Annotated in this window: 11 protein-coding genes; 5 read left to right on the forward strand and 6 right to left on the reverse strand. The window is 65.1% G+C overall.

The window, feature by feature from the left end:
• Positions 1 to 4: 4 nt before the first annotated feature.
• The gene (locus QLQ85_RS03940; RefSeq protein ID WP_282737807.1) at positions 5 to 1,849 is read right to left on the reverse strand and encodes a bifunctional sugar phosphate isomerase/epimerase/4-hydroxyphenylpyruvate dioxygenase family protein; all 1,845 of its coding nucleotides are present in this window, start codon (positions 1,847 to 1,849) and stop codon (positions 5 to 7) included.
• A 439-nt stretch (positions 1,850 to 2,288) separates the two neighbouring features.
• Here QLQ85_RS03940 and QLQ85_RS03945 point away from each other — a divergent pair, with 439 nt between their 5' ends.
• From QLQ85_RS03945 to QLQ85_RS03965, 5 genes are all read left to right on the forward strand, one after another.
• Positions 2,289 to 3,296 carry a tripartite tricarboxylate transporter substrate binding protein gene (locus QLQ85_RS03945; RefSeq protein ID WP_282737808.1) on the forward strand — a complete coding sequence of 336 codons (1,008 nt, stop codon included), beginning with the start codon at positions 2,289 to 2,291 and terminating at the stop codon, positions 3,294 to 3,296.
• Positions 3,297 to 3,350: 54 nt separating this feature from the next.
• Positions 3,351 to 3,827: a tripartite tricarboxylate transporter TctB family protein gene (locus QLQ85_RS03950; protein WP_282737809.1), complete on the forward strand. Its 477-nt coding sequence runs from the start codon at positions 3,351 to 3,353 to the stop codon at positions 3,825 to 3,827.
• 15 nt (positions 3,828 to 3,842) lie between these two features.
• Positions 3,843 to 5,345, forward strand: coding sequence for a tripartite tricarboxylate transporter permease (locus QLQ85_RS03955; protein WP_282737810.1), 1,503 nt, complete (start codon positions 3,843 to 3,845; stop codon positions 5,343 to 5,345).
• Positions 5,346 to 5,417: 72 nt separating this feature from the next.
• On the forward strand, positions 5,418 to 6,080 hold the full coding sequence (locus QLQ85_RS03960; protein ID WP_282737811.1) for an HAD family hydrolase: 663 nt from the start codon (positions 5,418 to 5,420) through the stop codon (positions 6,078 to 6,080).
• 255 nt (positions 6,081 to 6,335) lie between these two features.
• Positions 6,336 to 7,139 (forward strand): SDR family NAD(P)-dependent oxidoreductase, encoded by an 804-nt coding sequence (locus QLQ85_RS03965; RefSeq protein ID WP_282737812.1) that lies wholly within the window; start codon positions 6,336 to 6,338, stop codon positions 7,137 to 7,139.
• Between the two features lie 25 nt (positions 7,140 to 7,164).
• On the opposite strand, the gene QLQ85_RS03970 is transcribed toward QLQ85_RS03965, so the two are convergent.
• From QLQ85_RS03970 to QLQ85_RS03990, 5 genes are all read right to left on the reverse strand, one after another.
• Positions 7,165 to 8,937, reverse strand: coding sequence for an ABC transporter substrate-binding protein (locus QLQ85_RS03970; protein ID WP_282737813.1), 1,773 nt, complete (start codon positions 8,935 to 8,937; stop codon positions 7,165 to 7,167).
• 80 nt (positions 8,938 to 9,017) lie between these two features.
• Entirely contained in the window at positions 9,018 to 9,755 is a 738-nt protein-coding gene (locus tag QLQ85_RS03975; protein ID WP_282737814.1) for a sulfite exporter TauE/SafE family protein, read from the reverse strand.
• 122 nt (positions 9,756 to 9,877) lie between these two features.
• Positions 9,878 to 10,468, reverse strand: coding sequence for a malonic semialdehyde reductase (locus QLQ85_RS03980; RefSeq protein WP_282737815.1), 591 nt, complete (start codon positions 10,466 to 10,468; stop codon positions 9,878 to 9,880).
• Positions 10,469 to 10,523: 55 nt separating this feature from the next.
• Positions 10,524 to 11,387 carry an intradiol ring-cleavage dioxygenase gene (locus QLQ85_RS03985; protein WP_282737816.1) on the reverse strand — a complete coding sequence of 288 codons (864 nt, stop codon included), beginning with the start codon at positions 11,385 to 11,387 and terminating at the stop codon, positions 10,524 to 10,526.
• 4 nt (positions 11,388 to 11,391) lie between these two features.
• Positions 11,392 to 12,294, reverse strand: a complete 903-nt coding sequence (locus tag QLQ85_RS03990; protein WP_282737817.1) for an NAD(P)-dependent oxidoreductase — start codon at positions 12,292 to 12,294, stop codon at positions 11,392 to 11,394.
• Positions 12,295 to 12,299 lie beyond the last annotated feature (5 nt).

Consider the following 12,299-nt stretch of genomic DNA (forward strand, 5'->3'; position numbering starts at 1 on the left):
AGGGCTAGCGCTGGGCGGCCTGGGCGGCGAGACGGATACCGGCGTTGGCCTCACCGAACTGCTGGTAGTTGCCACGACGCTCGACGATCTCGAAGAAGAAGCGCCCCGAGAAAGTCTCGGTGTAGGCATGGAAGAATTCACCCTCGTCGTTGCGATCGTAGAGGATGTTGCGCGTCCGCATCGCCTCCAGCAGGGACTCATCGAGGCCGTAGCGGGCCTCCAGGTCGTCGTAGTAGTTGCGAGGGATCCGCAGCAACGGCAGGCCCCGGGCCTGCAGCTCGTCCACGGTGGCGAAGATGTCGCGGCTCTCGAAGGCGAGCTGCTGCACGCCGCCGCGGAATTCGCTGAGGAAGCGCCCCGGCTGGGTCTCCTGGGCCTGGGAGACGGTGAGCGGCAGGCGGATGCTGCGATCGGGGCTGTTGACCGCCTGGCTGATCATCATGCCGCGGGGGTCGACGATCTCGTGCTCGGCCTCGGCCTCGAAGCCGAACACGGTGCGGTAGAAGAGCTGCCAGCCGAGCAACTGGGTGGCCGGCAGCACGTAGGAGAGGTGGTCGACCCGGGTCAGGCCGGCCTCGTCGCGGCTCTCCTGGTCGAAGAGCTCGAAGTCGGTGCGCCACTGCAGATCCGCGGCGGCCTCGTCGTCCACCAGATAGATCAGGCTGCCCTCGATACCGCGCAGCGCCGGGATCTCCATCTCGCCCTCGCCCACCTGGCCGCGGAAGGTCCGGGCCTTGAAGGCACGGGCGCGCTCCTGCGCCAGCTCCACGTCGTCGACGCGGAAGCCCACGGCGCACACCGAGGTGCCGTGCAGCAGGCGGAAGGTGTGGGCGAAGCTGTCGGTCTCGAAGTTGAGCACCAGGTGGATCTCGCCCTGCTTCCACAGCTCCACGTTCTTGGAGCGATGCCGCCCCACGTGGCGAAAGCCCAGGGCGTCGATGAACTCGCCCAGGGGCGCGGCGCTCTCCTCGTCGAGGGTGAATTCGATGAAGTGAATACCGTTGTAATGAGGTGCCGGGGGAATATGGCTGGCCCAGGGCCCGTCCTCGATCAGGTTCTCGAGCCAGATCAGCGAACGCAGGCCGTCCAGCGCGGTGACCTCGGTGGGGGCGGCGCGGAAGGCATCGCTGAAGATCTCCAGCGACAGCGGACCGTCATAGCCGGATTTCGCCAGCGCCGCCATGAAATCCTTCAGCGGCAGGCGGCCCTGGCCGGGGAAGCAGCGGAAATGGCGGCTCCACTGCAGGATGTCCATGTCCAGCAGCGGGGCGTCGGCGACCTGGACGAAGAAGATCTTCTCCCTGGGAATCTTGCCGATGGCGGAAAGGTCGTGGCGCCGCGAGAGGATATGAAAGCTGTCGAGCACCACGCCCAGGCTGGGGTGATCGGCGCGCCGCACCACCTCCCAGGCGTCGCGATAATCGGCGATGTGCCGCCCCCAGGCCAGTGCCTCGAAGCCGACGCGAATGCCCCGCCTGGCGGCACGCTCGGCCAGTTCCCGCAGGTCCGCCGCGGCCCGGTCCATGTCGTCGACGGCCTGGGGCGAGACGTTGCTGCACACCAGCAGGAAGTCGGTGCCGAGCTGCTCCATGAGATCGAACTTGCGCTCGGCGCGTTGCAGGTTACGGCTGCGCTGGGGCTCGGGCATGGCCTCGAAGTCGCGGAACGGCTGGAAGGCAACGACCTTCAGCTTCAACCGTTCGCACAGCTCACGCACCTCCTCCGGGGAGCCGTCGAAGGAGAGCAGGTCGTTCTCGAAGATCTCCACGCCGTCGAAGCCGGCACGGGCGATGGCTTCCAGCTTGGTCCTGAGGTCGCCGCTCAGGCAAACCGTCGCAATGGCACGCATCCTCATTCTCCCAAGGTACCGCGGGACCGGTCAGCCAACCTGGCCGACCCGGGTCTCTTCCTGTGTCGTGGCGACCGGCATCCGGACCTGGGCCACATTATCTAGAACTCGGTTTCGATGTTCGCATAGCGGCCGTTGGTTCGCAATATGCACGGTGACGGCCATCCCGGTCACTGACGACTACTATAGAAGGACACGCGGGTCCTGCCCCGCCCGGGAAGGCCGACGTGCCCGCCGGCGCCCGGTCTCGCCCTTTCGAACCTTCAACCTTCGTCGTAGATGGCCACATCCTCCATTGACACTACTGGAAGGGAGTTCTAGTGTTCGCTACTAGCACTTACGTTCGACAAGCGAACATCTTAGCCAACAGCCCCCCACCAGAGAGGGGCCGCTGCCCGATCCGGGCAGCGATCACAACAAGCACTCCGGAGGATCCAGCATGTTCAAACCACTGCTCACCAGCCTCGCCGTGGCCATCGGTTCACTGGCCATCGCCGGTAGCGCCCTGGCCGACTACCCCGAGCGCAACATCCAGGGCACCATCCAGTGGGGGGCCGGCGGCGCCACCGACAACGTCGCCCGCAGCCTGACCCCCCATGTCGAGGAGATCCTCGACACCACCGTCGTGCTGACCAACCGCCCTGGCGGCACCGGCGTGATCGGCATGAACCACGTGATGCGCCAGCGTGCCGACGGCTACAACCTGCTGATCGGCGCCGAGAACCCGCAGCTCTACCCGCTGATGGGCCTGGCCGACTTCACCTACGACGACCTGCACACCGTCAACATCATCGGCCAGGGCCTGGTGGTGATCGCCGCTCCCGCCGACAGCCCCTTCGACAACTTCGCCGAGCTGCTCGAGCATGCCAGGGAGACCCCCGGCGAACTGCGCATGGGCGGCACGGGCGCCGGCGGCCTGCCCAGCACCGTGCATGCCATGATCAATGCCGTGGACGAGCTCGACGTGCGCACCGTCACCTTCGGCGGCGATGGCCCCGGCATCACCGCCATGCTGGGCGGCCACATCGACTTCATGCCGCTGAGCCTGGCCGCCGCCGGCGAGCAGATCCGCGGCGGCAAGATGAAGGGCCTGGCCGTGCTCACCGCCGAGGAGCTCGAGTCGCTGCCGGGGGTGCCGCCGATCACTGAGGCGCTGCCCGACATCGAGGCCTTCCTGCCGTGGGGGCCGTTCTGGGGCGTCTTCGTCCACCAGGATACTCCCGACGACGTCAAGACCATCCTCGAGGATGCCTACGAGCAGGCCGTGGCCAACGAGGAGTTCCAGGAGTTCCTGCGCAACTTCGGCGCCGAGCCGCTGAACCTGAACGGTGAAGAGGCCCAGCAGTACCTGGACAACTGGCAGTCGGTCACCGCCTGGTCCATGTATGAAGCGGACGCCGACATCCTGGAGGCCACGCCCGAGGAACTCGGCATCCCGCGCCCGTAACCCACCCCCACCGCGGCTATGGGGGAGGTCGTCCCTCCCCCTTGGAGTCTGTTGATGACTAAGAAAATCGAGCGTGTCCAGCCGGGGGAGAAGGTCTTCGACTGGCTGCTGATGCTGTTCAGCATCGGGGTGCTGATCGAGGCCTTCCGTATCGATGGCGAACTGCGGCTCAATGCGGCCGGTTCCTTCCCGGTCGGGCTGGCCCTGGTGATGCTGGGCTCTTCCGTGGCCATCCTCTTCAGCCACCGCCGCAAGCGGCGCGATCCGCGCATCCGCAGCGCTCGACACGAGGCCGAGGTGTTCCTGCACGAACACTTCCAGCCGCATATCGTGGTCTTCTCGGTCGTCGCCGTGCTCTACCTGGCCGCCATCGTCTGGGCGAGCTTCTACGTCAGCACCTTCGTCTTCCTCGCGGCACTGTTCATCTACTTCCGCCAGGGCAAGATCATCAGCTCGCTGATCATCACCTCCGCGGCCATCGCAGTGATCTATGGGCTGTTCACCATGGTTTTCCGCGTCTACCTCCCCTGATCCCCGAGACTCCCGATGAGTGATACGTTTTCCTTTCTGCTCATGGCCTGGCTGGACCCGGGTCTGCTGAGCCTGACCGCCCTGGGCGTCCTGGCCGGCATCTATATCGGCGCCATCCCCGGTCTCTCCGTGACCATGGCGGTGTCGATCCTGATCTCCTTCACCTTCTCCTGGGACATCAACAATGCCCTGGCGCTGATGGTGGGCATCTACGTGGGCGGCGTCTACGGTGGCTCGCGCACGGCCATCCTGCTCAACATTCCCGGTGCACCCTCGGCGGTGGTCACCGCCTTCGACGGCTATCCCCTTGCCCAGCGCGGTGAAGCCGGTCGCGCCATCGGCCTGAGCACCGTGATGTCGGTGATCGGTGGCTTCATCGGTGTGGCCGTGCTGGCCGGCACCGCCCCCTACCTCTCCGATCTGGCCTTGCAGTTCGCCCCCCGCGATTATTTCCTGATCGCCATCATGGGCCTGCTGCTGGTCAGCACGCTCTCCGGCAAGTCGTTGGCGCGGGGCATCTTCTCCGTGGCGCTGGGGTCCACCATCGGCCTGGTGGGCATGGACATGGTCACCGCCCAGCCGCGCCTGACCATGGGCAGCATGGAGCTGCTCGGCGGCATCCACTATGTAGTGGTGATGATCGGCCTGTTCGGCGTGGCCGAGGCCTTCTATCAGCTGCACAACATGGCCAAGGTGCCGGTCAAGCAGAACGTCGACAAGATCATTCCGCCGCTGAACATGGTGCTGAAGTTCCTGCCACTGTCGATCCGCACCTCCATCATCGGCGTCGTGGTCGGCGCCCTGCCCGGCACCGGCGGCGACATCGCCTCGCTGTTCGCCTATGACCACGCCAAGCGCACCGTCAAGAATCCCTCGAGCCCGTTTGGCGAGGGTGCCTACGAGGGGCTGGTGGCGCCGGAGACCGCCAACAACGCCGCGGTCGGCGGCGCCTACGTGCCCATGCTGACGTTGGGCATGCCGGGCGATGCCGTGACCGCGGTGATCATAGGCGCCCTGGTCATCCACGGCCTCAATCCGGGGCCGATGTTGATGATCGAGACTCCCCACATCTTCTGGTTCACTGTCGGTAACCTCGCGCTGGCCAACATCTTCCTGCTGATCTTCGGCATGACCGGCATCAAGGTCTTCTCCAAGGTGGTCGAGATCCCCAAGGCCATCCTGATTCCCCTGATCCTGGTGCTCTGCGTGGTCGGTACCTACTCGATCAACAGCAACATGATGGAGGTCTACTGGATGCTCGGCTTCGGCATCCTGGGCTACTGGCTCAAGGTGTACGGCTTCCAGATGGGACCAATCATTCTCGGCGTGATCCTCGGGCCACTGCTCGACGAGACCTATCGCCAAGCGATGTCCTCGGTGGGCGACAGCAGTAGCGACTTCCTGCTGGCGCTGGTGGCCAATCCGCTGTCGCTCGTGCTGACCACGGTGATCATCCTGGTGCTGCTCGGCAACACTCCGCTCAAGGGTTGGATCATGGCCAGGTTCGCGAGAAACTGACCCCGAGGCCACAGGCAACGACGCGGCCCCGGGGCCGCGTTCTCGTTTCAGGCAGGATGCGGAGAACGCCCATTGAGTGCTTGCTGTTCCCGACACCATCGGGTTCTGGTCTTCGACTTCGACGGGGTCATCCTCGACTCGGCCCGTCTCAAGCGCCAGGCCTTCGCCGATCTCTACGACGACGAGCCGGAGGAGAGCCGGCGTGCCGTGGCCGCTTACCTCAACCGCCGCGGCGGCCAGCCGCGGGAGGTCAAGTTCCGCCACATCGAGGGGCATATCCTGGGTCGCGAGGCCGGCGAGGCCCGTATCCAGGCGCTCTGCCGACGCTTCAAGGCCAGCGTGGAGCAGCGCCTGCTGGACGCCCCGGCGATTCCCGGCGCGCTCGAGTTCCTGAACCGCTGGCGGGGTCGGCTGCCGCTCTACCTGCTCTCCGCCACACCCGAGGCCGAGCTCCGGGCGATCGTCGAGCGCCGGGGGCTGGCCGGCTACTTCCTCGAGGTGATCGGGGCGCCGCCGGACAAGGTCACCGGCCTGCGCAACCTGCTGGCCCGGCGCCAGCATGCCGCCCGCGACACGGTGATGATCGGCGACTCCTACAATGACTACCGCGCGGCCCGCTCCAACGCCACGCTCTTCGTCGGCGTGACCGCCGACCCGGCCAGCTCCCCCTTCCCGAACGATGTCGTCACCACCGTCGACCTGCACGGCCTGGAGGCCGCATTGGCGAGGCTGTGAGCCGTGCCAGTCACCAGGCCTCCCTGCCGGATGTCCTGTCCGTCAAAACATCCAAACTGGTCATAATGCCCCTCCGGCTCGCTGTTGCCTGTCGCGCGTTGTGCCGACAATACCGGTCAGCAAGGAAGGCCGATTGGCACGACTACAGGCCGAGGCTGGGCCTCCTTGTCGTTTACGACCCATGCCGGTGGCAGCGGCCCATCACCGCCCCTCGACGGCATGCCCAGACCCACAACAAGCCCCCGAGGTGACACCATGGACAAGACTCGACTTGAAGGAAAGAACTGCCTGATAACAGGTGCCGCGCGTGGCATGGGTGCCGCCGTTGCCGAACACTATGCCGAACAGGGCGCCAATGTATGCGTGGCCGATCTCAACCTCGAGGGGTGTGAGGAAGTCGTCAAGCGCATCACCGACAGGGGCGGCAAGGCCATCGCGATCAAGCTCAATGTCACCGAGCGTGACCAGATGAAGGCCGCCGTGCAGGCCACCGTCGAGGCCTTCGGCAGCCTCAATGTCATGGTCAACAACGCCGGCATCAACAAGCCGCTGATGTTCCTCGACATCACCGAGGAGAACTGGCACCAGATCATGGACGTCAATGCCCTGGGCTGCCTGATCGGCATGCAGGAGGCCGCCAAGCAGATGATCGACCAGGGCAAGGAGAGGGGCCCCTACAAGATCATCAATGTCGGTTCCATCCTGTCCCGCCAGGCCTTCGATGACGTGGTGCCCTACTCCTGCAGCAAGCACGCCGTACTGGCCATGATCAACGGAGGCGCCAAGGCGCTGGTCGACCACAACATCACCGTCAATGGCTACGGCCCCGGCGTCGTGCGCACCGAGCTGTGGGAGCAGCTCGACAAGGACCTGGTCAGCATCGGCAAGTTCGACAAGCAGGGCCAGTCCATGGACGAGCTCGCCGAGAAGATGATCCTGATGAAGCGCTACTCCTACCCGGAAGATGTGGTCGGTACCGCCTCCTTCCTGGCCAGCCCCGAGTCGGACTACATGACCGGCCAGTTGCTGATGATCGACGGCGGCATGATCCTGCAGTGATGCCACCGGCGACTCGGCCGGTGGATCAGTAGTATCCCCTGTCACGCATCACCCGATCGGCCCTGTCCTGCGCCATGGACAGGGCCTTCTTGATGGAGCGGCGCCCGTCCAGCACCTCGAAGATCTCGTGCCCGGCGATGCTGATCAGGTCGGTGATTCCCGGCACCGGGGGGCGCGGCCAGGCCTGCAGGATGCCCTTCCTCGCCATGCCATCCACGATCTCGATCAGCGGCGACAGCGCCGAGACCTCCGGGTCCTGGCTGACGCTGAAGCGCGGGGTCACCAGGCTGCCGTTCAGGATATAGAGCTTGGACATGTTGGGCGAGGTCAGGTGGCGCAGGGCCGTCCAGGTGTCCTCGATGCGTTCCTCCGAGAGATTGGCCGGAATGGCCAGCGCATAGCCTCCGATCGGGGTGATCGGGCGGCCATGGTTGCCGATGGGGTGCGGCAGGTAGCCGGTCTTTCCCCAGGCCGGAGACTCCCGATCGAACTCGATGAGCGGGGCCAGCAGCGTATAGCAGTAGGCCATGCAGGATTCGCCGGCGGCATAGGACTGGGCACGCTCGTACCAGGCCATGTGGAGGATATTGGGCGGCGAGTATTTCAGGATATCCAGCATATACTCGCAGGCCCGGAAGGCGGCATCCGATTGGAACATCGGCCGCAGCTCCTCCCCGGACGCCTGCTGGTAATCATAGCCACCTTCACAGGAGCGCAGGTTGATGATCGGCTGGCCGAACTTGGCCATCAGGAAACTGAAGGTATGACCCAGCGGCGTGCCGCGCGCGGCGTTCCAGGCGATGCCGTATTGCCCCCTGGCGGGGTCATGGAGTCGCCTGGCCACCTTGACCAGTTCCTCGGTCGTCGTCGGGGGCTCCAGCTGTGCTCGCTCGAGGATATCCTTCCGGTAACAGAGCAGCTCCGGTGTCGTCTGGACCGGAATGCCGTACTGCTTGCCGGCATAGCCGGAACTCTGGATGGCGACGGGATGGAAATCGGACAGGTCGTAAGCGTCCCGTTCGATCAGCGAATCGAGCGGCATCAGCATCCCCTTCGACGCCAGCTCCCCGAACCAGGGAAGGTCACAGGCCACGAGGTCATAACGCGACTTCGCCAACCGGGCATTGTCGAGGATCTCATCGAGCAGGTCATCGATCGACTTGGCCTTGTTCCTGATCTCCAGGCCGAAGATCGATTCCAGTTGCCGCTTCAGGTTGTGCATCGCCATGAAGGTGGGGTCGGCATGGACCAGCGCACGCAGTCCACCCTTCAGTTCGAGTCGCGCCGAGAGTACCGCCGGCGTCGAGATCACGCGGCCCGTCGAGGCCGCGCCGAGGAAGATCCGGCGACCGGAATCCGACGCCGGATCCACCCCGAACAAGGGCCCCAGGATGCCCTTGATCCGGTGCGCATAGGCCTCCCACTCCTCGATCATCATCGGCGAGGGGTGCAGCGAGACCGTCTTGCCCGATTTCGTCCTGGGGCGTGACAGGATCAGCCCGCGCTTGACGATGCTCTCGATCCCGCGCTTGGCGGTACCGTAGGAGAGCCCCGAGGCATCCGCGAGCGAGGTGGGCGTCGTCAGCCGGCCGGCCAGGTGGTTGCGCATGAGGTGGAGCATCATGCGCATCTCCCGGTAGCCGTTGGCCATGGAGAGCGCGTGCTCGGTCTCGTCCTCGAGCTTCTCGATGAAGTCGAGGAAGCGGGCGAACTCGGTATTGGAGAGCTTCGGCACCGGCCTCGGCGACAGCCGGTCGTAGGGTCCCTCCGGGTAATCATCGTCGAGAAGGTCACTCATGTTCGCCTCGGGGCATGAACAACGCGATGCACCAAGATAGCGCCGCCTCACGCCTGGCAGCAAACGCGATGGCAACGCGGCTATCCCCAGCCGTCGACGATCAGTCGAATGCCCAGCAGGATCAGCAGGGTCAGGATGAGCCGGAAGAAGAGCTCGCCACTCAGCCGCTTCTGTATGACCAGCCCCAGGCGCACCCCCAGCCAAGCCACCGGGATCAGCAGCAGCGCGATGGTGAGGTTCTCGATATTCAGCAGGCCGAGCATGCCGTAGGGCACCAGCTTGACCAGGTTGGTGGCGGCCAGGAAGACCACCGCGGTTCCCAGGAACTGCTCCTTGGAGAGCCGGCGCTGCAGCAGGTAGAAGTTGAGCGGTGGGCCCCCGGCGTGGGCGATGAAGCTGGTGAAGCCGGCGATGCCGCCACTCAGCCCGCCGACCCAGACCGGCATGACGCGGCCGCGGAAGGGCTTGAGCAGCCCCCACAGGCCGAACAGGATCGAGAACACCCCCAGCAGCACCTTCAGCAAGGCCTCATCGAAGAGACCATAGGTCAGGTAGCCGACCACCACCCCCAGCACCGCGGGGGGAAACATCAGCCACAGCAGCGAACCGACGCGGTGGCGCCACCAGGCCTTGAGGCTGAACAGGTCCATCACGATCAGCAGCGGCAGCATGACGGCCACGGCGAAGGCCGGGCTGGCCTTCAGCGAAATGAGCGGCACCGCCACCACCCCGACGCCTCCGGCGAAGCCCGATTTCGAGATGCCGGTGAGCAGTACCGCCACGATCATCAGGACAATGAACTGCCAGTCATACACCATATGACGCCTCGTACTTTCCGGAAGAGAATAAGAAAGGGCCGTGCGAGCACGGCCCAAATCGGAGGAACCTGTAGTGTCCAGTTCCTGCTTCGGCTTACCGAAGCGGCAGCCTCTCAGCCCTGTCAGAGGACCCGGCAGACCTCGTCGAACTCGAACCGCTCCTGGCGCGGGAAGAGCGCCGAGGCATCGCCGTACCCCAGATTGCAGAGGAAGTTGCTCTTCACCTGGCCATCGGGGAAGAACTCCTCATCCACGGCCGCATTGTTGAAGCCGGACATCGGCCCGGCATTCAGCCCTACCGCCCGGGCGGCCAGGATGAAGTAGCCACCCTGGATGGAGCTGTTGCGGAAGGCCGTGGTATTGATGAAATCCGTCTTGCCCTCGAACAGCGACTTGGCATCCTTGTTGTGGGAAAACATTCGCGGCAGATGCTCGGGGAAGGCGGTGTCATAGCCCAGCAAGGCCACCACGGGCGCCTTCATGGTCTTGTCCTGGTTGCCGGGAAGCAGTGCCGGCTTGAGCCTTTCCTTGGCCTCCTGGCTCTTCAGGAAGAGCACGCGAAGGGGCTGGCAGTTCATGGAGGTCGGGCCGAAATGCAGCAGGTGATACAACTCGCGCAGTTTCTCCTCGCTGACATCCTGCTCCTTCCACACGTTGTGGGTACGCGCCGCGGTGAACAGGGTCTCGACCGCCTTGTTGTCGATAATCGTCATGTCGTCTTCCTCTTGCTGGATGATGCGTGCTGGATGGCTTCGTCTTGTGATGCGACTAGCGGCTCGCCTTCAGGCCGAAGTCGTAAGTCAGATGGCGGAAGGGGACTTCCATCGACCGTCCATCCGGTGCCCTTCCTGGCGGCAGCAGCTCATACTCCCTGACCAGGGAATCCTTGACGCCGAAGACGGCATCGGAGTCGAGATAGGGGTCGTCCTCGGCGAAGACCTGGGTCACCAGGGTCTCGTAGCCCTCGGCCATCAGCATGAAGTGCACATGGGCGGGCCGGTAGGGATGCCGCCCCGTGAGCTCCAGCATCTTGCCGACCGGGCCGTCGGTGGGGATCGGGTAGGGTGAGGGGGTCACCGTCCAGAAGGCATAGCGCCCCTGGTCGTCGGTGGTGAACCTGGCCCGCAGCGACGCACTCTCGAGCTCCTTCTGGACGTCGTAGAACCCTTCGCTGTCCGATTGCCAGACGTCGATGACGACATTGGCCAGTGGTTCGCCGCGACCGTCATGCACCCGCCCCTCGACGAAGAAGGGCTCTCCCTCGACGTTCCAGTCGATCGACTCGCCCTGGGCGACCTGGGGCGGGTCGGCGACGTAGAAGGGTCCCAGCACCGTGCTCTCCGACACCATCGGGTCCGAGGTCTGATGATTGATGGCATCGACCAGCATCGTCACGCCCAGGGTATCGGAGAGCAGGATGAACTCCTGACGCTTGTCGTCGCACATCTGGCCGGTGCGGGTCAGGAAGTCGATGGCATCGGTCCACTCCTGTTCGGTGGGCTCCACCTCACGGATGAAGGCATGCAGGTGGCCGACCAGGCTGTTCAGCACGCTCTTCAGGCGCTCGTCACTGCAGCCGGCGAACTGCTCGATCACCGCATCCGTGATGTTCTCTGCGTTCAGGTTTCGCATCTGGTCATTTCCTCTCGATGGCCGGCAGCCCGGAGAGGCGCTCGGTGTGGTGGATAGTGGCGATGTAGTCATCCTCACCATGCCCCGTGCCGATCAGGGAGCTGTAGGCCTCGCGCATCTGGGCGGCCAGGGGCACGGCGACACCGTCCCCATGGGCACAGCCGAGGATCAGGTCCAGGTCCTTGGCCATCTGGGCGGCCGAGAAGGTGGAGGTGAAGTCACGGTCCTTCAGCGGCTGGGTCTTGTACCTGACCATCGGCGAGCCCACGGCACTGTCGGCCATCAGGTCCAGCATCGCCTCCCAGCCGATGTTGCCCTTGCGGGCCATCGCCAGGGCCTCGCCCATCATCCCGGCGCTCACCGCGATCATCAGGTTGATGGCCAGCTTGGCGTAGCGAGCCTGCTCATCGTCACCGAGCCAGTACTGGGCCTTGGTGAAGGTGTTCATCACCGGCACGGCATCATCCAGCGCCTCGCGCGGGCCGGAGACCATGGCCGACAGGGTGCCGGACTCGGCGGCGACGGGATTCCCCGACACCGGGCTGCGCAGATAGGCGATGCCCCGCGCGTCGGCGGCCGCGGCCACCCTGGCGGACGCCTCGATGCTGACGGTGCTGGTCTCGATCAGCACGCTGCCCGGGACCATCGCCTCGATCAGCCCACCCGACGCCAGGGTCAGGCCCAGCAGCGCCCGGTCATCGGGGATCGAGACGAAGACCAGGCGGCAGTCCTCGATGGCGGAGGCCAGCGCCCGGTGGGGGGTGATGCCGGCCTGCTCGGCGAGCGCCATTCGCTCGGCGCTGAGGTCGAACCCCTGGACGGGGTAGCCGGCCGCCGCGATCCGCGTTGCCATGGGCAGGCCCAGCTTGCCGAGGCCGACCCAGGCCACCCTGTTTGTGGTGGTCATTGGGC

This window comes from Halomonas kalidii, from assembly GCF_030010475.1.
Taxonomy (GTDB): Bacteria; Pseudomonadota; Gammaproteobacteria; order Pseudomonadales; family Halomonadaceae; genus Halomonas; species Halomonas heilongjiangensis.

Coding starts and splice junctions, on each gene's coding strand:
- QLQ85_RS03945 (WP_282737808.1), top strand. CDS start 2,289: ATGTTCAAACCACTGCTCACCAGCCTCGCCGTGGCCATCGGTTCACTG.
- QLQ85_RS03965 (WP_282737812.1), top strand. CDS start 6,336: ATGGACAAGACTCGACTTGAAGGAAAGAACTGCCTGATAACAGGTGCC.
- QLQ85_RS03940 (WP_282737807.1), bottom strand. CDS start 1,849: ATGCGTGCCATTGCGACGGTTTGCCTGAGCGGCGACCTCAGGACCAAG.
- QLQ85_RS03980 (WP_282737815.1), bottom strand. CDS start 10,468: ATGACGATTATCGACAACAAGGCGGTCGAGACCCTGTTCACCGCGGCG.
- QLQ85_RS03975 (WP_282737814.1), bottom strand. CDS start 9,755: ATGGTGTATGACTGGCAGTTCATTGTCCTGATGATCGTGGCGGTACTG.
- QLQ85_RS03990 (WP_282737817.1), bottom strand. CDS start 12,294: ATGACCACCACAAACAGGGTGGCCTGGGTCGGCCTCGGCAAGCTGGGC.
- QLQ85_RS03950 (WP_282737809.1), top strand. CDS start 3,351: ATGACTAAGAAAATCGAGCGTGTCCAGCCGGGGGAGAAGGTCTTCGAC.
- QLQ85_RS03985 (WP_282737816.1), bottom strand. CDS start 11,387: ATGCGAAACCTGAACGCAGAGAACATCACGGATGCGGTGATCGAGCAG.
- QLQ85_RS03955 (WP_282737810.1), top strand. CDS start 3,843: ATGAGTGATACGTTTTCCTTTCTGCTCATGGCCTGGCTGGACCCGGGT.
- QLQ85_RS03970 (WP_282737813.1), bottom strand. CDS start 8,937: ATGAGTGACCTTCTCGACGATGATTACCCGGAGGGACCCTACGACCGG.